A 20,150-nucleotide genomic window follows, 5' to 3' on the forward strand; every position below is an offset into this window, starting at 1 on the left:
AACCCTCTCCCTGAAGGGAGAGGGGGCCGTCCGAAGTGGCGGCTGATTCCGGTGTCACCTGGGGCCACGGTTCGCGAGCAAGCTCGCTCCTACAGAGAGCAAAACGCCCGGCACTGGCCGGGCGTTTTCACTCAGGCAGTCGGGCCGCCGGTGATGCGATCGAAGCCCTGGCGGATCTCGTCCTCCGGCAGGTTGTCGCCGATGAAGACGATCACGCTCTCGCGCTGCTCGTTGCCCTTCCACGGCGTATCCCAATCGAAGCCATACAGGCGCAGCACGCCCTGGAACACCAGGCGGCGTTCCTCACCGGCGATGTTCAGCACGCCCTTGTAGCGCAGCAGCGAGTTGCCGTGCCATTGCAGCAGGTCGTCCATGAATTCGCTGAGGCGTTCGATATCCAGCGGGTTGTCGCTGCGCAGCACCAGGGTAGTGATGCGGTCGATGGTGTCCGACGCGGGGCGTAGGGGGCGCAGCAACGGGCGCAGGCCAACATCGGCATTGAGGTTGAAGCCGCGCACGTCGAGCAGGCGCTCCAACTCGATAGCGCCGTGCTCGACCGCATGGATTTCGGCACGACGGTTGATGCGCTGCAGGCGCTCCACCAGCGCTTCGTACTGCGCCGGCGATACGAGGTCACGCTTGCTCACCAGGATGCGGTCGCCGAAACCGACCTGGGCCTGGGCGATGGCTTCCTGCAGGTGGCGCTCGGCGTTGGCGGCATCCACCAGGGTGATGATGCCGTCGAGCAGGTAGCGCTCGCGCAGCGTCTCATCGACGAAGAAGGTCTGCGCCACTGGAGCCGGATCGGCCAGGCCGGTGCACTCGATCACCACGCGGTCGAAGTCCAGCTCGCCGCTGTCGCGGCGCTCCAGCAGCACGTAGAGCGCTCGCTCCAGGTCGCTATTGATGGTGCAGCAGACGCAGCCGTTGGACAGCGTCGTCACCTGCACGGCCTCGTCGCCGAGCAATTGAGCGTCGATGGGCGTCTCACTGAACTCGTTCTCGATTACGGCGATCTTCAGGCCATGTTCGGCCTTGAGAATGTGCTTGAGCAGAGTGGTCTTGCCAGCCCCGAGGAAGCCGGTGAGGACGGTCACCGGAATCTGCGGCGCGTTTGCGGAATCGGTCATGGAAACATCCAGGCAATCAGAATGGAAAACGGGCAGAAATGAAAACGGGCCGCGATCGCTCGCGGCCCGCACCACTGCCTGTGAAACGTCGGCGAGGCTGGCCACGCAGCATCGGCCACGCAGCCAGTTTCATCGCATCAACAGCAGCGGATCGGCCTCCCCTTGCCGCCACCGTAGCGCGCCTCCTGGCGCTCGCGGAAGAACTCCTCGTAGGTCATCGGAGTCTTGTCCGGGTGCTTGTTCTGCATGTGCTGAACGTAGGTGTCGTAATCGGGCATGCCGACCAGCATGCGGGCGGCCTGCCCGAGGTACTTACCCATGCGGCTGAGGTCGTTGAACATGATGCTCCTCCGTCAGGCGTCCGGGATCGGCTGGAACGGCGCTTCCTTGTCGGTGCGCTCCTTCTTGGTCCAAGCGCTGGCGCCTACCTTGATCGCGTACACCAGCACGCTGAACACCACCAGCAGGAACAGCACGGTGAGGCCGGCGTTGATGTAGGCGTTCATCATCACGTGCTGCATCTGGCCGATGTCCTTGGCCGGGGCGATGATCTGCCCGGCGTCCAGGCCGGCGGAGTATTTCTTGCCCAGGGCAATGAAGCCCACGGCCGGGTTGCTGTCGAACAGCTTGATCAGGCCGGCAGTGGTGGTGCAGATCAGCAGCCAGGCGGCCGGCAGGGCGGTCACCCAGACGTACTGCTGGCGCTTCATCTTGATCAGCACGACGGTGGAGAGCATCAGCGCGATGCCGGCAAGCATCTGGTTGGAGATGCCGAACAGCGGCCACAGCGTGTTGATACCACCCAGCGGATCGACCACGCCCTGGTACAGCAGCCAGCCCCACAGCGCGACGCAGCCGCCGGTGCCGATGATGTTGGCGGTCCAGGATTCGGTTTTCTTCAGCGCCGGGACGAAGTTGCCCAGCAGGTCCTGCAGCATGAAGCGCCCGGCACGGGTGCCGGCGTCCACTGCGGTGAGGATGAACAGCGCCTCGAAGAGAATCGCGAAGTGGTACCAGAAGGCCATGGTGTTCTCACCCGGCAGCACCTGGTGAAGGATGTGCGCGATGCCCACGGCGAGGGTCGGTGCACCACCGGCACGGGCCAGGATGGTGGTCTCGCCGATGTCCTTGGCGGTCTGGGTCAGAATCTCCGGGGTGATGGTGAAGCCCCAGCTGCTGACGGTCTGGGCCACTGCGGTGACGTCGGTACCGACCACGGCCGGCGGGCTGTTCATGGCGAAGTAGATGCCCGGCTCGATGACCGAGGCGGCGACCATCGCCATGATCGCCACGAAGGACTCCATCAGCATGCCGCCGTAGCCGATGTAGCGGGCGTCAGGCTCGCGGTTGAGCAGCTTGGGCGTGGTGCCCGAGGAGATCAGCGCGTGGAAGCCGGAAACGGCACCACAGGCGATGGTGATGAACAGGAACGGGAACAGACCGCCCTTCCACACCGGGCCGGTGCCATCGGTGAACTGGGTCAGGGCCGGCATCTTCAGCTCCGGCGAGACGATCACGATGCCGATGGCCAGGGCGATGATGGTGCCGATCTTGAGGAAGGTCGACAGGTAGTCACGCGGCGCCAGCAGCAGCCACACCGGCAGAACCGAGGCAATTGCACCGTAGGCGATCAGCATCCAGACGATCTGCACGCCATGGAAGGTGAACACCGGGGCCCACTCGGGGCTGGCGGCGATCTGCCCGCCGAGCCAGATGGAGCCCAGCAGCAGCACGATACCGACCACGGAAATCTCGCCGATGCGGCCCGGGCGGATATAGCGCATGTACACGCCCATGAACAGCGCGATCGGGATGGTCGCCAGCACGGTGAACATGCCCCACGGGCTTTCGGCCAGGGCCTTCACCACGATGAGCGCAAGCACTGCGAGGATGATGATCATGATCAGGAACGCGCCGAACAGAGCGATGGTCCCCGCCACCTGCCCCATTTCCTCGCGGACCAGTTCACCCAGGGAACGCCCGTTGCGGCGGCTGGAGATGAACAGGACCATGAAATCCTGCACGGCGCCGGCCAGCACCACGCCGGCGATCAGCCAGAGCGTGCCGGGCAGGTAGCCCATCTGCGCGGCAAGCACGGGACCGACCAGTGGGCCGGCGCCGGCGATGGCGGCGAAGTGGTGACCGAAGAGGATGTGCTTGTTGGTCGGGACGTAGTCCAGGCCGTCGTTGTTGAGGACCGCGGGGGTCGCTCGGTTGGGGTCCAGCTGCATCACCTTGGTGGCGATGAACAGGCTGTAGTAGCGGTAGGCGACCAGGTAGATGGCAACCGCCGCAACGACGATCCACAGTGCGTTGATGGCTTCGCCGCGACGTAGTGCCACGACTCCCAAGGCAAATGCACCGACTATCGCCACCGCCAGCCAGGCGAGATGACGTAGCAGGCTGTTGTTATTGTTCATAGCGAGGCTTCCGACAGTTTGAAGGCGAGAATTCGCAGAAAAATTCTAGTCTTTTCCAGCGACCCATTCATACGACCTTAGTCTAGAGCGGTTACGCGCTTATTGCCGGAGGTCAAGGCGCTCGACCGCCGGGTCAGGAAAAGAAAAGGCCCGCCTGAGGCGGGCCTTTTGCGGCGTACCGGTCGATCAGGCAGGCTGCTTGGCATACTGCGCCAGCGTCTGGTCGCGGCTCATCACCGCCAGGGTGTTGTTCAGCACCTGCTCACCGGTGGTGTCCTGCGAGGTGAAGATCTCGTTGAAGTGCTGCTGGGTGACCTGGGCGAAATGCGCGCGGTCCTGGGTCGGGATGCCAAGCAGTACGGCGTAGGCGTCCAGTGCCTCGCCGTGCCCCTGGGCCATGTTCTCGGCGATGTTGTCGAGCATGCCGTTCATGGCGAAGATCGAGCGGCCGCCGTAGGAGATGCGCTGGCTGGCGTCGCAGCCGTTGGTGCCGGAGGTCAGGCCGAACGTGGCGTTGCCCGAGGTGCCGTTGGTGGTGGTGGCCAGCAGGTGCGGGAACAGGCCGCGCTGCCCTTCGAAGGCCATGTTGCCCCAGCCGCAGCCCTTCCCGCTCTGACCGGCTTCATCCGCGTGCGCTGCCAGGCTGGCGGCGCTGATAACCCCAAAGATCAGACCCTTGATGAGTTTCTTGTCCATGCTCTGCACTCCGCAGTTGTAGTGGTTTAACGCACATGGAGCTTTGGCGAGGGTCCGCAGGCTGTCAAACCGGTGCGCGCCGTGTCTGACGGACGAAACATCGGCGACTGGCGTGCGACGCGTCGACAATGGCTTGCGTCTATAGTGAGGCGATGCAGAAACGGCCGGAGAGCCACGACAATGACTGACGATCACGACGAGCGCCGGCGCTTCCAGCGCATCGCCTTCGACGCCGGCACGGAGATCAGCCAGGGCGACCTGCGCTGGAAGGTGACGCTGCTGGACCTGTCCCTGCAGGGCCTGCTGGTGCAGCGACCGGAACACTGGAGCATCGCCGCTGGCGAGCCGGTGCAGGTACGCATCTACCTGGGCTTCGACGTCAACGTCTATATGGAGGCCGACCTCGCCTGGGAGCGCGAAGGCTTGCTGGGTTTCAACTGCCGGCACATCGACCTGGACTCCATCAGTCACCTGAGGCGTCTGGTGGAGCTGAACCTGGGCGACGAATCACTGCTGGAGCGGGAACTGACCCTACTCAGCGAACACTGAGCCCCCTGCAGGAACGCCCCATGGGCGCGACCGCGGGCATGAGCTGCGCCTGCAGGGGCGCGATTCATTCGAACAACGCATCCAGCGCCTGCTCCAGGCGCGTTACCGCGATGACCTGAAGGCCCGGCGGCGACTCCTTCGGCGCGTTGCCCTTGGGCACGATGGCGCGCTTGAAGCCGTGCTTGGCCGCTTCCTTCAGACGCTCCTGGCCGCTGGGCACCGGGCGCACCTCGCCGGACAGGCCGACCTCGCCGAACACCAGCAACTGGTGATCCAGCGGCCGGTTGCGCAGGCTGGACATCACGGCCGCCATCAGCGCCAGGTCGGACGCCGTTTCCAGAACCTTCACACCACCGACGACGTTGAGGAACACATCCTGGTCGTAGGTCGGGATGCCGCCGTGGCGGTGCAGTACCGCCAGCAGCATGGCCAGTCGGTTCTGGTCCAGGCCCAGGGTCACGCGGCGCGGGTTGGCCAGGTGGCTGGTGTCCACCAGCGCCTGCACCTCTACGAGCATCGGCCGCGAGCCTTCCCAGGTGGCCATGACCACGCTGCCCGGCACCGATTCCTGGGCGCGGGTGAGGAAGATCGCCGACGGGTTGGAAACCTCCTTCAGCCCGCGGTCGGTCATGGCGAACACGCCCAATTCGTTCACCGCGCCGAAGCGGTTCTTCACCGCCCGCAGCAGGCGCAGGCGGCCGTCGGATTCGCCCTCGAAATACAGCACGGTATCGACCATGTGCTCGAGCACGCGCGGGCCGGCCAGCGAACCTTCCTTGGTGACGTGGCCGACCAGGAAGATCGCCGTGCCGCTCTGCTTGGCGAAACGCACCAGCAACGCCGCGCTCTCGCGCACCTGGGCGACACCGCCAGGGGCCGATTGCAGTTGTTCCGTGAAGATGGTCTGGATCGAGTCAATCACCATCACCTTCGGCTGCTCCTGGCGCGCCGTGGCGATGATGGTCTCGATGCAGGTCTCGGTCATGACCTTGAGCTTGTCCTCGGGCAAGCCCAGGCGACGGGCGCGCATGGCGACCTGCTGCTGGGATTCCTCGCCGGTGACATAGAGCGCGGGAAGGCGCGTGGCGATATTGCAGAGGGTCTGCAGGAGGATGGTGGACTTGCCGATACCGGGATCGCCGCCGATCAGCACCACCGAGCCGTCGACCAGGCCGCCGCCCAGAGCGCGGTCCAGTTCCGCCGAGGCGGTGGAGAAGCGTGGCATTTCCTCGACGCTGACTTCGGCGAGGGTCTTGATGTTGGCCTGCTGGCCTGCCCAGCCGCCACGGCCGGACGAGCTGCTGCCCGAACCGCCGGTGGGCGTGGTGTCGATGACGGTCTCGACCAGCGTGTTCCAGGCGCCGCAATCCGGGCACTGGCCGGCCCATTTCGGGTAGGTGGCGCCGCACTCGGTGCAGCCGTACATGCGCTTGGCCTTGGCCATGAGGGACTTCCGTCGAATGCAAAGTCCGCATCATAGCCAATCAGGCCAGGCGCTTCAGAACCAATTTACGGTCCCGCGAGCGAGAGCAGCATACAGCGAAATGGTTCGAGGGAACGGTGTTTAAACACCGCCCATGAACATCCCGAGATCGATTTCAGCGACGGTCGGCAGGCTGTGGACAGGTGTTTAGCCCGCCAGGCGGCGGTACTGACTTTCCATATCGTGCTTGAGGCTCTCGCGGCGCATCAGCAGCGAAGCCAGGGTGCAGTCGGGGCGCTCGAGGCCCTCCTCCACACGACCAATGCGCTGGTCCAGCAGCTCGTACTGCAGCTTCAGACGGACCAGACGTTCCTGGGCGCGCAGGGTTTCGGCGTTTCGTTTGGAGAGCGTGGTGACGGACTTGCCAAAGGACGAAATGGCTTTACGCATGGCGGTGGCACCGGTTGGAAAGAGATGACGGGAGCCTACGCCTCGCTCCGCCCCACACCCTTGACTCTGGTCAAGCTCAACCGGATCGCTTGAGCAGGTCGGAAATCTCGTCTTTCAGCGCCACACGTTGCAGTTTGAGGGAGTTGAGTGCGAGGTCGTCCATTGCCTGGCGGCCGTCCTCGATGTCGTAGATCTTCCTGTCCAGCTCCTCATAGCTGGCAGCCATGCGGGTGAAGTTCGCGTCCTTCCCGTGCAACCGGGCCATCAGGGCCTTCTGGTCGGGGAATTCGCGGGACAGGGGATGATGCTCGAGCGGCATGGCGGGCCTCCTTCTATGGATGGATTGCCCGATAAGCCTAGACCACGCCGCGACACCGCCCACCGCCGCCGGTCATTCCAGTGGAATTGCCCCACTGCGGGGTGTTCAGACGACGACGGGCCGCTAAACTGCGCCTGTCCCCTCTATCTTGCGTAACAAGGAGTCTGTGCATGAGTCTGCTCAACGAATTCAAGGCCTTCGCCGTCAAGGGCAACGTGGTCGACATGGCCGTGGGTATCATCATCGGCGCCGCGTTCGGCAAGATCGTCTCGTCCTTCGTCGGCGACGTGATCATGCCGCCCATCGGCCTGCTGATCGGTGGCGTGGACTTTTCCGACCTGGCGATCACGCTCAAGGCCGCTGAAGGCCAGACACCGGCGGTGGTCCTGGCCTACGGCAAGTTCATTCAGACCTGCCTGGATTTCCTCATCGTCGCCTTCGCCATCTTCATGGGCGTGAAGGCCATCAACAAGCTCAAGCGCGAAGAGGCCGTGGAGCCCAGCGCCCCGCCGGTACCTAGCGCTGAAGAAACCCTTTTGACCGAAATCCGCGACCTGCTCAAGCAGCAGAACAACCGCGTTCCCTGAGCAGATCGCTGATCGGTCCGGGCGCCGGCCCTTCTGGCGTCAGGCCGGCGGCGTCAGCAACACTCGGCCGATGCGCCGCTCGCTGACCTCCGTCACCTCCAGGCGCCAGCCGCCCAGTTCCAGCGTGTCACCCTTGGCCGGCAATCGGCCAAGGTGCTTGAGCGCCAGCCCGCCAAGGGTCTGGTACTCCGCCGTCGGGCGGGCATGGAAGCCGACCCGTTCGGCCAGCGCCGACAGCGTCACGGCGCCGTCCACGCGGTAGGCGCCCTCCTCGGCTTCGATGTCCGTACCGGACACCTCGCTGGCGTCCGGCAGTTCACCGGCAATGGCCTCCAGTACATCGGTCATGCTCAGCATGCCCTCGAAGCCACCGAACTCGTTGACCACGAACGCCAGGTGGGTCGAGGCCTCGCGCATCTGCTCCAGCGCGCCCAGCACCGTGCTGCTGTCCGGCAGGCTCAGCGGCTCGCGCAGCAGCGGCAGGATGTCCAGCTCGCGGCCCTGCAGCAGGGCGGAGAACAGCTCCTTCTTGTGCACGTAGCCCAGCGGCTCGTCGATGTTTCCGTCGCGGATCACCAGCAGGCGCGAGTATGGCGACTCCAGCAGCGCACGGCGGATGTTCTCCGGGTTGTCGGCCACGTCCACGCGGTGCACGCGCTGGCGGTCGATCATCACGGCCTTCACCGGACGCTCGGCCAACCCCAGCACGCCGCTGATCATTACGCGCTCGCGGCGGTGGAACGGCGCTTCGCCGCCATCGTCCGGGCCCACCAGGTCGGCGATTTCCTCGCCCACCTCGTCGGCCTCCACCTTGCCGCCCATCAGGCGCAGCACCGCGTGAGCGGTGCGCTGACGCAGGCCACGCTGGCCGCGCAGGCTCTTCTGGCGCTTCCAGCGCACCAGTTGGTTGGCCATCTCGATCAGCAGGCTGAAGCCGATGGCGGCATACAGGTAGCCTTTCGGGATATGGAAGCCCAGGCCTTCGGCGGTCAGGCTGAAGCCGATCATCAGCAGGAAGCCCAGGCACAGCATGATCACCGTCGGGTGTTCGTTGACGAAGCGGGTCAGCGGTTTGCTGGCCACCATCATCAGGCCGATGGAGAAGATGACCGCGATCATCATCACTTCCAGCTGCTCGACCATGCCCACGGCGGTAATCACCGCGTCGAGAGAGAACACCGCGTCCAGCACCACGATCTGCGCGACCACCGGCCAGAAGGCAGCGTAGACACGCTTACCGTTGGAGGTATGCACGCGGCCTTCCAGGCGTTCATGCAGCTCCAGCGTCGCCTTGAACAGCAGGAACAGGCCACCGAACAGCATGATCAGGTCGCGGCCGGAGAAGGTCTTGCCGAAGACGTCGATCAACGGCTCGGTGAGCGTGACCAGCCAGGAAATGCTCGCCAGCAGGCCCAGGCGCATCAGCAGCGCCAGCGACAGGCCGATCAGCCGCGCGCGGTCGCGCAGGTGCGGGGGCAGCTTGTCCGCGAGGATTGCGATGAAGACCAGGTTATCGATGCCGAGCACCAGCTCAAGCAGGATCAGGGTGAGCAGGCCGAGCCAGGCCGTGGGGTCCATCAACCATTCCATGTCGAACCACCTCGCTGGGCGCGCAACAGGGCAGGCTGGGAAGGCTTATCCGCGAACGCGGGTGCCGGGGGAGGTTCGCCGAACGCCGGCTCTACTGAGGTAGGAACCGGGGCCGGCGTTGTACTTTGACTGTCCATAAGGTCCGAAAAAAGGGAAACGGACGCTCATCCTAAGGGCAAAGGCGCGACGCCCTAAGGGGACAATCTTTTCAAAATCTATCGAGCCGGGCTTACCAATAGTTTTCCACGGCGATCTGGCCGGGCTTGCGCGTCAGCGCCAGGCTCATGCCACGGGCCTTCAGCACGGCACGGGTGTCCTCGATCATCTGCGGGTTGCCACAGAGCATCACCCGCGAATGTTCGGGCGTGAGTTCCAGACCGGCGGCACGTTCCAGCTCGCCGTTCTCGATCAGCGTGGTGATACGCGCATTGAGGCAACCGGGCACCTGCTCGCGGGTGACCACCGGGATGAACTGCAGCTTGTGGAAGTGCTCGGCCAGGTGTTCCATCGACCCCAGGCTGGCGATCAGCTCGCGGTAGGCCAGCTCCTTTTCCTCGCGGGCGCTGTAGACCAGCTTGATGGTCTCGAAACGCTCCCATACGTCGAAGTCCTGCAGGATCGACAGGAAGGGCGCGAGCCCGGTGCCGGTGGCCAGCAACCAGAGGTCGCGGCCGTCGGGGAAGCGGTCGAGGGTGAGGAAGCCGAAGGCCTGGCGATCCACCAGCAACTGGTCGCCGACGCGCAGGCGGCTGAGCTCGCTGGTGAATTCACCGCCGGGAACGACGATGGAGAAGAACTCGAGGAACTCGTCATGGGGCGCCGAGACCATCGAGTAGGCGCGCCAGACGATGCTGCCGCTGGGCTTGTACACGCCCAGGCGGGCGAACTGCCCGGCGCGGAAGCGGTAGCCGCTGTCGCGGGTGGTGCGCAGGGTGAACAGGCTCGGGGTGAGCGTCTGCACCTCCACCAGGGTCTGGCGGGTAAACTTCTCTTCGCTGGCGGTCATCGTCCGCTCCTTTCTCAAGAACGGCCCATTTTCCCGTATTCCCGGCGCAAGAAACACCCGCAAGGCTTGTGGCTATCCGGGGAGATCGCCACAAGCCTGCTCTGGATCAGTCTCTGCCGATCAGTGCTTGCGGTTCACCACCTGGGCGGCGCGTATCACGTCGGTGCCGATCTCGCCTTCGAACTGCTTCCACAGCGGCTCCATGGCGGTGCGCCACACCTCGCGCTCGGCCGGGGTCAGGGCGACGATACGTGTCTTGCCGTTGGCGACCACGTGCTCGCGCTCCTTCTGGTTCAGCGCCTCGGCGTCCTTGTTCACCTCGACGGTGACTTCTTCGATGATGCTCTCCAGCTGGGTGCGCACCGGGTACGGCATGCTGTTCCAGAACTTCTGGTTGCTGATCACCATGTAGCTGAGCACACCGTGGTTAGTCTCGGTGATGAACGGCTGGGCGCTGTCGAGCTTCTGGCTGCCGATGTTCGACCAGGTGTTCTCGGTGCCCTGCACCTTGCCATCCTGCAGCGCCTTGAGGGTCTCGGCGAAGGGCATCTTCACCGCGGTGGCGTCGAGCAGGCCGAACTGCGCGGTGATCACCGAAGACGGCTGGATACGGAAGGCCAGGCCCTTGGCATCGGCCGGGGCACGCAGCTCGCGGTTGGCGGAAAGCTGCTTCATGCCATTGTTCCAGTAGGCCAGGCCGTAGATCCCCGAACGCGCCATGGAGTGCAGCAGCTCGCGGCTCTTGTCGCGCTTCTGGAAGCGCTTCACCGCCTCCAGGTCGTCGAACAGGAACGGCAGGTCGAACACTTCCAGCTGCTTGGTGTAGCCCTCGAACTTCGACAGCGATGGCGCCAGCATCTGTACCTTGCCGTCCTGCAGCGCCTGCAGTTCATCGGCATCGCCGAACAGCGTGGAGTTGGGGAACACCTCGACCTTCACCTGGCCGCCCAGGCGCTCTTCCACCAGCTTCTTGAACAGCAGCGCGCCACGGCCCTTGGGCGTGTCGTCGGCGACAACGTGGGAGAACTTGATCACGATCGGCTCGTCGGCAAATGCCGGTTGAGCCACGAGGAAAAGGGCGGACAGAGCCACCCCGAGCAACGACTTGTACATCGACATCCTTATGCAATGGCAATAGCCCGGCGCGCGAACGACTGTCGCGTGTCGAGGATTCGTGAAGACTTGGAAGGGTGGCCGTCGGTCGGCGGAGCGCTGCTCCGGGATCGGGCCCTACCGGGTCGCATGGACCGCCCGGTTATTATTGGGAAGCCGCCACGCAGACGAAGGCGGGGCGGATAGGTCATAATTTTTCGGTATAACGCTGGCTCGCACAAGCTGTTGCGAGTCAACCACGTCTCATTTTGATGACAAACTCGTTGCAATCAGCCGTATCTCATTGCCAACGAAGCAGCACTTCTATCTCAGTCATTTCCGTCGTTTCGAGAGCCCCATGCCCGTCCTCGCCAGCCCCTTCGCCCAGCTCGACCTGGTCCGCCACCCCGAACAGCGCGAAGACCCGCTGCTGGCCTTCGATGCGGCCGACGAGTACCTGCTCACGCATCTCCACGAACAAGGCGTCGGCGCGGACAGCCGCGTGCTGGTGCTCAATGACAGTTTCGGCGCCCTCGCGGCCAGCCTCGCGCCCCATGTGCGTCTGACCAGCAGCGGCGACTCGCACCTGGGCTTCATCGCCCTGCAGCGCAACCTCGAGCGCAACGGTCTGAGCGACGCGCCACTGACCTTTGTCCCCGCCAGCGACATCCCGCAAGGTCCGGTCGACCACGTGCTGGTGCGCGTACCCAAGACCCTCGCGCTGCTGGAGGAACAGCTGATCCGTCTGCACGGCCAGCTCGCGCCCGGCGCCCAGGTGGTCGCCGCCGGCATGATCAAGCACCTGCCCCGCGCCGCCGGCGACCTGCTGGAAAAGTACATCGGCCCGATGCAGGCTTCGCTCGCTGTGAAGAAAGCCCGTCTGCTGGTAGCGACAGCCGAGGAACGCCCCGCAACCGCCTCTCCGTACCCCAGCCGCTACCGCCTGGACAAACCCGCGCTGACGCTGCTGAACCACGCCAACGTGTTCTGTCGTGAAGGCCTGGACATCGGCACCCGTGCGTTCCTCCCGCACCTGCCGCAAGTGCATCACGCCGTGCGCGCGGCGGACCTGGGCTGCGGTAACGGCGTGCTCGGCATAGCCTTCGCCCTGCTCAACCCGCAGGCCGAGCTGACGCTGGTCGACGAGTCGTACATGGCCGTGCAGTCCGCGCGGGAAAACTGGCAGGCCGCCCTGGGCGACCGCCCGGTGACCATCCACCCCGACGACGGCCTCGCCAGCCAGCCCGCCGACTCCCTCGACCTGATCCTGTGCAACCCGCCCTTCCACCAGCAGCAGGTGATCGGCGACGTCCTCGCCTGGCGCATGTTCCAGCAGGCCCGCGCCGCGCTGGTCACCGGTGGCGAACTGTGGATCGTCGGCAACCGCCACCTGGGCTACCACGCCAAGCTCAAGCGCCTGTTCCGTGGTGTCGACCAAGTGGCGGCAAATCCGAAATTCGTGGTGCTGAAAGCGACCAAATAAGCTGCCGGGATTGCTCCGGCCGGCGCGCCGGAGCAGCATGGATCGCCCCCTCCCGGACGCGCGCCATGACCGCACAAGAAACCGCCCTCCTCCCGCCCGAACTGATCCGCACCGCCGACGGCGTCGATCTCGCCCTGCGCCGCGCAGGCCCGGCGGACGGCGTGCCGGTGGTGCTGACCCACGGCACCTTCTCCAACCACCGCAGCTGCCTGGGGCTGGCCAACTACCTGGGTAGCCAGGGCTTCGCCTGCTGGCTGTTCGACTGGCGCGGACACGGCGACAGCGGGCGCAACGATTTCCGCCACAGCTTCGACGACGTGGCCGAGCAGGACGTGCCGGCGATCCTCGATGCCGTGAGCCAGCGCACCGGACAAACCGCGCTGCACTGGATCGGCCACTCCGGTGGCGGGCTGATCGTCTCGATGTGGGCGGCGCGCCATCCCGAACTGGCGCAGCGGCGGTTGCGCTCGCTGGTGCTGATGGGTTCGCAGGCGACTGCAGCCGGCGTCAGCCCGCAGCACTGGCTGATGCTCCAGGCATTCGACTGGATGCTGCGCTGGCGGCGCATCGCGCCCAGCCGGGCGAAAAGCGTCGGGCCCGAGGCGGAGAGCGCACGCCTGATGCGCCAGTGGTGCCAGTGGAACTTCCGTCGGCGTTTCGATTCGCTGGATGGCTTCGACTATCTGGCCGCGCTGGGCGGCGTCAAGCTGCCCGTGCTCGGTGTGGCGGGCAGTGGCGATACCTTCATCGCCCCGGTCGCGGGGTGCGAGGCGCTGGTGAAGGCTTTCGGCGGAGCAGAGGCGAAGCTGGAGCTGTTCGGGCTGGCGACCGGCGCGCGGGAGGATTACAGCCACAACCGACTGCTGCTGTCGCGCAATGCCAGTCTGGAAGTCTGGCCGCGGATTGCGCAGTGGCTGGCGCAGCGCTAAACCGCATGATCCGGCGCCGCCGAGGTTCGCGAGCAAGCTCGCTCCTACAGTTTGGCGCCGGCGTTTCCCCTGTAGGAGCGAGCTTGCTCGCGGACCCGGTCAGGAGCGCAAGGCGTCCGGCGTGTCGACATCACGGAGCACGCCCGCATCGGCGACTTCCAGGGTGACGCAAAGATCGCGGTTCGCCTGAACAACAGCGCGTGCGCCTTCATCGCCGGTGAGTTGTGTCAGCGCCGGCCAGAAATCGCGGCCGAACAGCACGGGGTGCCCGCGCTGGCCGTCGAAAATCGGAAAAAGAATGCTCGAAGCGCTGGCTGCGTCGCTCAGCGCACGCAGGGTCTCAGGAGCGATCCACGGCATGTCGCCCAGCAGGATAGCCACCGCCTGCGCTGGAGAGTCGATCAGCGAAGCCGCGCCGGCCGCCAGGCTGTGCCCCATGCCGAGCGCCGCCTCCGGGCTGTGGATAACGCGGCAGCCGGCGGGCAGGCCGAACTCCTCCGCACGCTCGCCGTCCCGCAGCACTACCCGGACTTCATCGAACACCGCCAGCGCACGTTCGACGCTGTGCGCCAGCAGGCTGCGCCCATCCGGCAGGCTCGCGCGGCGCTTGTCCGCGCCGAAGCGCGACCCCTGGCCGGCGGCCAGGACCAGCGCCACGACTGTCACAGCGCCTCGCGGGCGATGCCGCTGCGCGTGCGCAGAATGTCAGCGAGCACGGCCAGGGCGATTTCCGCCGGGGTCTTGCTGCCCAGGTTGAGGCCGATGGGCGCGTGGATCCTTGCCAGCTCGGTCTCGCCCAGTCCACCGACGCGGTGCAGGCGCTCGCGGCGCTTCTCGGAGGTGGTGCGCGAGCCCATCACGCCGATGTAGAAGGCGTCGGTGCGCACGGCTTCGAGCATCGCCAGGTCGTCGATCTTCGGGTCGTGCGTCAGAGCGACCACAGCGGTATCCGCATGGCAGCCCCCGTTGGCGATGAAGATCGACGGCAGCTCGCGACGGATTTCGATGCCATCCAGCACCACGCCATCCAGCGCCTCTTCGCGGGGATCGCAGAGGATCACCTCGAAGCCCAGGCCCTTGCCGAATTCCGCGCAGAAATGCGCGACGCTGGAGTAGCCCGCCAGCAGCAAGCGCTGCGCAGCACCGACGCGCAGCAGCACGCGGTGATCTTCACGCTCGACCCGCGGGCCGTGCTCGTGGTCATCGCTCAGGCGGCGGCTGCCGTCCTGAAGGTTCACTTCGCGCAGCAGGCGGCGCTGGCCAAGCAGCGCCGATTCCAGTTCGCGCAGGTGGGCCTGTACGTCGCAATCGGGCGCGAGGTTCTCCACCAGCACGTCGAGGATGCCGCCACAGGGCAGGCGGATGTTGCTGCGGGTATCGCTTCCGTCGCCATAGCGTACGACGACGACCGGCTCGCTGAATTCGCCCTCGGCGACGCGTTCGAGGAAGTCATCCTCGACGCAACCGCCGGACAGCGAGCCCACCCACTGGCCGCTGGCGTTGACCGCCAGCAGCGAGCCCGGCGCGCGGGGCGCCGAGCCGTAAGTGAAGAGCACGCTGCACAGCCACACGCGCTGGCCGGCGTTGGACCACTGGAGCGCCTGCCGGACTACTTGCAGATCGAGATGCTGCACGACTCACTCCGCCTTGAGTTGAGCGACCTGTTGTACGCCCATGTCGCCCGGCAAGCCACCCCAGGCCTGGCGCAGGTAGTTGATCAGGTCGGTGAGCTGCGCGTCATTGAGCTTGTCGGCAAAGCCCGGCATCGGCTGCATGCGCTCGAAACCGGTGAACTGCTGCTCGCGGATGCCCTCGACGATGACCTTGGCCAGGTTGCGCGAGTCGGCCAGGCGCAGGGTGGTGTTGCCCTGCATGGCCACGGCGATATGCGGCTTGCCCTCGCCGTCGTTGCCGTGACAGCCGGCGCAGACGTTGAGGTACTGCTGGCGGCCGCGCTTGGCGCTGTCGCTGAGCTGGTCCTCGGCGACGGCCTTGACGACCTTGGCCTGCGGCGGCTGTTCGCCGAGCAGGTAGGTGGACATGGCGGCCAGGTCCTCGTCACCCAGGTGCTGGGTGCTCAGGTGCATTACCGGGAACATCTCGTTGAACATGCTGCCCTGGGGGCTCATGCCGTGCTTGAGGAAGCCGGTGAGGTCGGCGCTGGTCCAGCCACGCTCGGCCAGATCCTGGGCCAGCAGGCTCGGCGCGCTGTAGCCGTTGAGCAGGCCGCCGGTGAGGCGCTTGTCCTGCTCCAGAGCACCGATCTGGTTGCGCGGGGTGTGGCACTCGCCGCAGTGGCCGAGCACTTCCACCAGGTACTGCCCGCGCTTGTAGGCGTCGCTCTTGCCCTCGGTGTTTTCCAGTTGGACGCTCTTGCCGTAGAGCATGTTCCAGCCGCTCAGGCCCAGGCGCACATTGAACGGGAAGCTCAGGCTGGTTTCCGGCGCGGCGCGGTGCACCGGCGTCTGGCTCATCAGGTAGGCGTAGAGGGCATCGCTGTCCTCGCGCTTGATGAGGTGGTACGAGGTATAGGGCATCGCCGGGTAGAGGTTGGCGCCGTCCTTGCGCTTGCCCTCGGTGAGCGCGGCGAAGAACTCATCGGCGCTGTAGTTGCCGATGCCGAAGTCCTTGTCCGGGGTGATGTTGCTGCCGTAGATGGTGCCGAACGGTGACTGGATCGGCAGACCGCCGGCGAACGGCGCGCCGCCCTCCGCGGTGTGGCAGGCCATGCAGTCGGCGGCGCGGGAGACGTACTCGCCGCGCTTGATCAGCTCCTGGTCGGCCGCCTGGGCGCTGACCGCAAGGCCAAGGCTGGCAGCCAGCGCGAGGCCGGAAAGAATACGCTGCATGCTTAGCCCTCCCTGACCAGGCCGAGATCGGTCAGCACTTCGCGGGTGGCGTCGTAGTAACGCACGTACCCGGTGCAGCGACAGATGTGGTGGCCGAGGCTCGCCTCGATGGTCGATTCCAGTTCGCTCTTCTTCAGCGGCTGGCGCTGGGCCTTCTCCACCAGCACGGTGGCGGCGTTGACGAAGCCCGGTGCGCAGTAGCTGCACTGAAAGGCGAAGCGGTCGACGAACTTCTGCTGGATCGGGTTCAGTTCCTTCACCGAACCGTCTTCCTCGCGCTTGGCGTGGCCCTCGATGGTGCGCACTTTCTTGCCTTCGAAGTAGTGCGCGCCGGTGATGCAGGTGCGCACTTCCTCGCTGGTGCCGTCGGGATTGTCGACGATCACCACGCAGGCGTGGCAGATGCCCTGGCCGCAGCCCAGGCGCGAACCGGTGAGGTTCTGGTATTCGTGCAGGTAGTCGATCATCGGCAGGTCCTCGGGAACCTCGACCGGACCGACGGTTTGACCATTCAAGGTCAGGTTGAGCGGACGGTTAGCCATGGAGGGCCTCCTTGATGCGAGCGGGGGTGATGGGCAGGTCGCGGACGCGCTTGCCGATGGCGTGGGCCACGGCGTTGCCGATGGCGCCAACCACCGGGATCATCACCACTTCGGCGATGCCCTTGGACGGGTCGCTGGGCGAGAGCGGCGGAAGGATTTCCGAGCTCTGCTGCCAGACGGCCACGTCTTTCGCCTTCGGGAGACGGTAGCGGTTGAAGTTCCAGTCGCCCTCGCCCGGGCCACCCTCGTACAGCGGCATGTCTTCCAGCAGCGCATGGCCGATGCCCATGGCGGTGCCGCCCTCGATCTGGCCTTTCACCAGTTCCGGCACCAGCACGCGGCCGCACTCGATCCAGCTGTGGTGGTTGAGCACGGTGACGTCGCCGTTGCCCTTGTTCACCTTCAGCTCGACGATGGTCGCCACCGGGCTGTAGTAGGTCACGGCGGCGTTGTTCAGCTGCACCGGTGGATAGGCCACGTTCTGGCGATCCAGCAGGTGGAAACCGGCGCTGCTCATCTGCGCTTTCTTCACACCCGGCGCGCCGTCACCGTATTTCACGGCCAGGGCGTCCAGCGGCAGGCGGTCGCGCACGCCGTCGATGACGAAGTCGCACTCCGCCCAGCTCCAGCGGTTGAAGCCGTGGACGGTGGCACCGGTGACCAGGCCCTTCTCGTGGGCGACCTGGGCCAGTTCGGCGAACGACAGCGGCTCCAGGCCGTTGGCGGTGAGCTTACCATCGACCCAGTGGGCGTCTTCGCGGCGCACCACCAGCGGGTTGGCCGCACCGTTGAACGGGCCACGACGCCAGATTTCCAGGGCCGCCGGCCACAGGCCGTGGTTGAACAGCACGCGCGCCGCTTCACGGGTGGCGTGGCTGAAGTAGTAGGCCGAGTTGGTCGCCGACGATGCCGAAGCGTACTTGCCGACCCAGCGCGGGTTGCGCAGCTTCTCGTCCTGGGTGGGCTGGCTCATGGTGTAGGGGTCTTCGCCGCTGAGCAGCTGAAGCTCCGGCCACTCGGTCTCGGCGGTCTTCATCTCGTCCGCCGGCTTGCCGAGGAAATCGGCCGCCACCAGTGCCTGGGACGTGGACATGCCAGTGCCGATCTCGATGCCGATATGGCGCATGTGCACCTTGCCCTGCGCATCGAACTCGATGCTCGCCATGGGCGCTTCGGAGCCGGTGCCGAAGTCCTTCTGGCAGATGGCGAAGCCAACGCCGTACCAGTGGTCCGGGTCCTTGGCGTCCATCTCTTTCTTGCGCGCGTCGCGGGTTTTCCACCATTCGTGGGCGGCGGCCTTGTCGAGGATCTCGTGCAGGCGCAGGGCACCGGCGGGGATCGCGCCCTGGGTGTTCTTCATGCCCGATTTCAGCGCGTTGACCCGGCGCAGCTCGATGGCGTCGACGCCCAGGCGGCCGGCGATCTCGTCCACCATCATCTCGGTGGCGGCCATGCTCTGCAGGGTCCCGTAACCACGCATGGAACCGGCCTCGACGGCGCGGGAGTGGTAGGCAGTCACCTGCAGGTCGTTCTGCGGCATGTAGTAGATCGACTGCGCGGCGGTGGCGCCCACGGCGGCCACGGACGGGCTGTAGTTGATGCGGCCGCCGCCGTCCACGCTCATCTCGGTGCGGAAGATCTTGAAGGTCATGTCCTTCTTGTCCACCGCCAGTTGGTAGCGAATGTCGAACGGGTGGCGCTTGATGCCGCTCTGGAACTGCTCGTAGCGGTCATTGGCCAGGCGCACCGGCACACCGTTGCCGTACAGCGCAGCCAGGGCCGCGTAGTAGACGAAGATGTTGTGGTCCTTGGAGCCGTAACCCACGGTGTAGCCGGGGTGCATGTTCAGCTTGGCCAGGCCGAAGCGCGACGGGGCGATCATGTGCGCCGTCTCGTAGGCAGCCTCGAAGGGGCACTGGGTGGCCACCACGAAGTGCAGGGTCTTGCTCGCCGGGTCGTACCAGCCGTTGCCGTTGTCCGGCTCCAGGGCGGCCGGCTCGATGGACGGGGTCTTGTAGCGCTCGTCGAAGACCAGCCAGTTCTCCGGCGGGTTGTCGATCTGGTCCTTGATCTTCTGCGCGTAGAACAGGCCCTGCTCCGTGAGGTCACCGTGCTGGTTGGGTTGCTGGTTCCACACCGGTTTGCGCTCTCGGATCATCGGGAAGAGGATCGAGTCCTTGAGGCTGGAAAACTCGTCCGGATCGGCCGAGGTCGCGCCGCCGACACGCACGTAGCGGAAGCTGCCGTAGGGATCGCCCTGGTACAACGGAGCCTGGGCGCCGTAGCGGATCGCCTTGTCGTTGAACTTCATCTTCAGCTTGGCCTGACGAAAGCGCTCGAAGTCGTTCCAGATCAGGATGGCCACCGGGTGGCCGATGAACATCGGCACCTTGCCGCGCGGCAGCAGCGGGTCCGGGGCGTGGGCTTCGGGGAAGACGATGCCGTCCTTCTCCAGGTCCTCGGCGGTGACGATGCGGTCGGGCTGCAGGTCGGCCCCCAGCCAGGCGAGGTCGATACCGTCGAAGATGCGGTCGGCCTTGATGGTCTTGAGCAGCATGGCGTGGCCCTGCTGCTGCGGCCAGCCGGGCATGTCCCTGGAGCGGATGTCGCGGGCGAACACCTTGTTGCCGCAGACCTTGGACAGCGCGTCATTACGGAAACGCGCCTTGCCGTCATGGCCCATCCACTGCTGGGGGGAGACGGTGACGGTGTTTTCCATCAGGGCAGCGAAAGCCCGGCTGCCGAGCGGCGCCATGGTCACGCTGACACCGGCAATCAGCCCGCCTTGCAGGAAGGCGCGCCGGGAAATATCACGGTTGGACATGGTTCATCCTCTGGACGGTGAAGGCCCGCCCATGTCGTTTTTTCGGTGCTGGAGAGAGTTCGGAGGCCGCGGAATCGCGGGCGTCTCGGAGGTGGCGCCGGAGGAAGGATCCTGCAGTAAAACCTGACTCTTCTGTCAACTTTAACGCACCTCAATAGTGCGAAGCAAAGTCAATCGGGCAGCTTGTCGCGGAGATGAAAATTTTAGTCGAGGGGTATCGACTATTCGCCAATAGCGCCAATCACCGGCGACAAGCGGAAA

General features: G+C 65.5%; 19 protein-coding genes. 4 read left to right on the forward strand and 15 right to left on the reverse strand.

Going from position 1 to position 20,150, the window contains the following annotated elements:
- Positions 1–131: 131 nt before the first annotated feature.
- The 4 genes from yjiA to AC1ZV1_RS26105 form a co-directional block, all read right to left on the reverse strand.
- Positions 132–1,130 carry a GTPase gene (gene yjiA, locus AC1ZV1_RS26090; protein ID WP_484294274.1) on the reverse strand — a complete coding sequence of 333 codons (999 nt, stop codon included), beginning with the start codon at positions 1,128–1,130 and terminating at the stop codon, positions 132–134.
- 137 nt (positions 1,131–1,267) lie between these two features.
- Positions 1,268–1,471: a YbdD/YjiX family protein gene (locus AC1ZV1_RS26095; protein WP_015478970.1), complete on the reverse strand. Its 204-nt coding sequence runs from the start codon at positions 1,469–1,471 to the stop codon at positions 1,268–1,270.
- A gap of 12 nt (positions 1,472–1,483) precedes the next feature.
- Positions 1,484–3,550, reverse strand: coding sequence for a carbon starvation CstA family protein (locus tag AC1ZV1_RS26100; RefSeq protein ID WP_301531436.1), 2,067 nt, complete (start codon positions 3,548–3,550; stop codon positions 1,484–1,486).
- 186 nt (positions 3,551–3,736) lie between these two features.
- Positions 3,737–4,246, reverse strand: coding sequence for a DUF3015 domain-containing protein (locus AC1ZV1_RS26105; RefSeq protein WP_484294275.1), 510 nt, complete (start codon positions 4,244–4,246; stop codon positions 3,737–3,739).
- A 180-nt stretch (positions 4,247–4,426) separates the two neighbouring features.
- Here AC1ZV1_RS26105 and AC1ZV1_RS26110 point away from each other — a divergent pair, with 180 nt between their 5' ends.
- Positions 4,427–4,795, forward strand: a complete 369-nt coding sequence (locus tag AC1ZV1_RS26110; RefSeq protein ID WP_484294276.1) for a PilZ domain-containing protein — start codon at positions 4,427–4,429, stop codon at positions 4,793–4,795.
- Between the two features lie 64 nt (positions 4,796–4,859).
- On the opposite strand, the gene radA is transcribed toward AC1ZV1_RS26110, so the two are convergent.
- From radA to AC1ZV1_RS26125, 3 genes are all read right to left on the reverse strand, one after another.
- Entirely contained in the window at positions 4,860–6,239 is a 1,380-nt protein-coding gene (radA, locus tag AC1ZV1_RS26115) for a DNA repair protein RadA (protein WP_037015294.1), read from the reverse strand.
- A gap of 186 nt (positions 6,240–6,425) precedes the next feature.
- Positions 6,426–6,668, reverse strand: a complete 243-nt coding sequence (locus AC1ZV1_RS26120) for a hypothetical protein (protein WP_484294277.1) — start codon at positions 6,666–6,668, stop codon at positions 6,426–6,428.
- A gap of 76 nt (positions 6,669–6,744) precedes the next feature.
- Entirely contained in the window at positions 6,745–6,987 is a 243-nt protein-coding gene (locus tag AC1ZV1_RS26125) for an HP1242/YdcH family protein (RefSeq protein ID WP_484294278.1), read from the reverse strand.
- 170 nt (positions 6,988–7,157) lie between these two features.
- Between AC1ZV1_RS26125 and mscL the strand changes: the two genes are divergently transcribed.
- Positions 7,158–7,574, forward strand: coding sequence for a large-conductance mechanosensitive channel protein MscL (gene mscL, locus AC1ZV1_RS26130; protein ID WP_484294279.1), 417 nt, complete (start codon positions 7,158–7,160; stop codon positions 7,572–7,574).
- Positions 7,575–7,613: 39 nt separating this feature from the next.
- Here the strand turns inward: mscL and AC1ZV1_RS26135 are convergent, their stop codons facing one another.
- The 3 genes from AC1ZV1_RS26135 to AC1ZV1_RS26145 all read right to left on the reverse strand — a co-directional run bounded on the left by AC1ZV1_RS26135 (position 7,614) and on the right by AC1ZV1_RS26145 (position 11,283).
- Entirely contained in the window at positions 7,614–9,164 is a 1,551-nt protein-coding gene (locus AC1ZV1_RS26135) for a TerC family protein (protein ID WP_484294280.1), read from the reverse strand.
- 229 nt (positions 9,165–9,393) lie between these two features.
- Positions 9,394–10,170, reverse strand: a complete 777-nt coding sequence (locus AC1ZV1_RS26140) for a ferredoxin--NADP reductase (RefSeq protein WP_484294281.1) — start codon at positions 10,168–10,170, stop codon at positions 9,394–9,396.
- Positions 10,171–10,290: 120 nt separating this feature from the next.
- Positions 10,291–11,283, reverse strand: coding sequence for a TRAP transporter substrate-binding protein (locus AC1ZV1_RS26145; RefSeq protein WP_484294282.1), 993 nt, complete (start codon positions 11,281–11,283; stop codon positions 10,291–10,293).
- A gap of 337 nt (positions 11,284–11,620) precedes the next feature.
- Between AC1ZV1_RS26145 and AC1ZV1_RS26150 the strand changes: the two genes are divergently transcribed.
- Positions 11,621–12,745 (forward strand): methyltransferase, encoded by a 1,125-nt coding sequence (locus tag AC1ZV1_RS26150; protein ID WP_484294283.1) that lies wholly within the window; start codon positions 11,621–11,623, stop codon positions 12,743–12,745.
- Between the two features lie 65 nt (positions 12,746–12,810).
- Positions 12,811–13,674 (forward strand): alpha/beta fold hydrolase, encoded by an 864-nt coding sequence (locus AC1ZV1_RS26155; protein ID WP_484294284.1) that lies wholly within the window; start codon positions 12,811–12,813, stop codon positions 13,672–13,674.
- A gap of 99 nt (positions 13,675–13,773) precedes the next feature.
- On the opposite strand, the gene AC1ZV1_RS26160 is transcribed toward AC1ZV1_RS26155, so the two are convergent.
- The 5 genes from AC1ZV1_RS26160 to AC1ZV1_RS26180 are packed head-to-tail and all read right to left on the reverse strand — an operon-like array spanning position 13,774 to position 19,889.
- Positions 13,774–14,340, reverse strand: a complete 567-nt coding sequence (locus tag AC1ZV1_RS26160) for a nucleotidyltransferase family protein (RefSeq protein WP_484294285.1) — start codon at positions 14,338–14,340, stop codon at positions 13,774–13,776.
- On the reverse strand, positions 14,337–15,308 hold the full coding sequence (locus AC1ZV1_RS26165; RefSeq protein ID WP_484294286.1) for an XdhC family protein: 972 nt from the start codon (positions 15,306–15,308) through the stop codon (positions 14,337–14,339). Before AC1ZV1_RS26165 ends, AC1ZV1_RS26160 begins: the two co-directional genes overlap by 4 nt.
- 3 nt (positions 15,309–15,311) lie before the next feature.
- Positions 15,312–16,523 (reverse strand): c-type cytochrome, encoded by a 1,212-nt coding sequence (locus AC1ZV1_RS26170; protein WP_484294287.1) that lies wholly within the window; start codon positions 16,521–16,523, stop codon positions 15,312–15,314.
- Positions 16,524–16,525: 2 nt separating this feature from the next.
- On the reverse strand, positions 16,526–17,065 hold the full coding sequence (locus AC1ZV1_RS26175) for a (2Fe-2S)-binding protein (protein WP_192211216.1): 540 nt from the start codon (positions 17,063–17,065) through the stop codon (positions 16,526–16,528).
- Positions 17,058–19,889 carry a xanthine dehydrogenase family protein molybdopterin-binding subunit gene (locus AC1ZV1_RS26180; protein WP_484294288.1) on the reverse strand — a complete coding sequence of 944 codons (2,832 nt, stop codon included), beginning with the start codon at positions 19,887–19,889 and terminating at the stop codon, positions 17,058–17,060. Before AC1ZV1_RS26180 ends, AC1ZV1_RS26175 begins: the two co-directional genes overlap by 8 nt.
- Positions 19,890–20,150: the final 261 nt, after the last annotated feature.

The organism is Pseudomonas sp. BB438, assembly GCF_057180225.1.

Bases quoted from the DNA above. Each gene is read 5' to 3' on its own strand.
- AC1ZV1_RS26105 (WP_484294275.1), bottom strand. From the start codon at position 4,246: ATGGACAAGAAACTCATCAAGGGTCTGATCTTTGGGGTTATCAGCGCC.
- radA (WP_037015294.1), bottom strand. From the start codon at position 6,239: ATGGCCAAGGCCAAGCGCATGTACGGCTGCACCGAGTGCGGCGCCACC.
- AC1ZV1_RS26120 (WP_484294277.1), bottom strand. From the start codon at position 6,668: ATGCGTAAAGCCATTTCGTCCTTTGGCAAGTCCGTCACCACGCTCTCC.
- yjiA (WP_484294274.1), bottom strand. From the start codon at position 1,130: ATGACCGATTCCGCAAACGCGCCGCAGATTCCGGTGACCGTCCTCACC.
- AC1ZV1_RS26135 (WP_484294280.1), bottom strand. From the start codon at position 9,164: ATGGAATGGTTGATGGACCCCACGGCCTGGCTCGGCCTGCTCACCCTG.
- AC1ZV1_RS26180 (WP_484294288.1), bottom strand. From the start codon at position 19,889: ATGTCCAACCGTGATATTTCCCGGCGCGCCTTCCTGCAAGGCGGGCTG.
- mscL (WP_484294279.1), top strand. From the start codon at position 7,158: ATGAGTCTGCTCAACGAATTCAAGGCCTTCGCCGTCAAGGGCAACGTG.
- AC1ZV1_RS26140 (WP_484294281.1), bottom strand. From the start codon at position 10,170: ATGACCGCCAGCGAAGAGAAGTTTACCCGCCAGACCCTGGTGGAGGTG.
- AC1ZV1_RS26100 (WP_301531436.1), bottom strand. From the start codon at position 3,550: ATGAACAATAACAACAGCCTGCTACGTCATCTCGCCTGGCTGGCGGTG.
- AC1ZV1_RS26175 (WP_192211216.1), bottom strand. From the start codon at position 17,065: ATGGCTAACCGTCCGCTCAACCTGACCTTGAATGGTCAAACCGTCGGT.
- AC1ZV1_RS26095 (WP_015478970.1), bottom strand. From the start codon at position 1,471: ATGTTCAACGACCTCAGCCGCATGGGTAAGTACCTCGGGCAGGCCGCC.
- AC1ZV1_RS26145 (WP_484294282.1), bottom strand. From the start codon at position 11,283: ATGTACAAGTCGTTGCTCGGGGTGGCTCTGTCCGCCCTTTTCCTCGTG.
- AC1ZV1_RS26125 (WP_484294278.1), bottom strand. From the start codon at position 6,987: ATGCCGCTCGAGCATCATCCCCTGTCCCGCGAATTCCCCGACCAGAAG.
- AC1ZV1_RS26170 (WP_484294287.1), bottom strand. From the start codon at position 16,523: ATGCAGCGTATTCTTTCCGGCCTCGCGCTGGCTGCCAGCCTTGGCCTT.
- AC1ZV1_RS26110 (WP_484294276.1), top strand. From the start codon at position 4,427: ATGACTGACGATCACGACGAGCGCCGGCGCTTCCAGCGCATCGCCTTC.
- AC1ZV1_RS26155 (WP_484294284.1), top strand. From the start codon at position 12,811: ATGACCGCACAAGAAACCGCCCTCCTCCCGCCCGAACTGATCCGCACC.
- AC1ZV1_RS26150 (WP_484294283.1), top strand. From the start codon at position 11,621: ATGCCCGTCCTCGCCAGCCCCTTCGCCCAGCTCGACCTGGTCCGCCAC.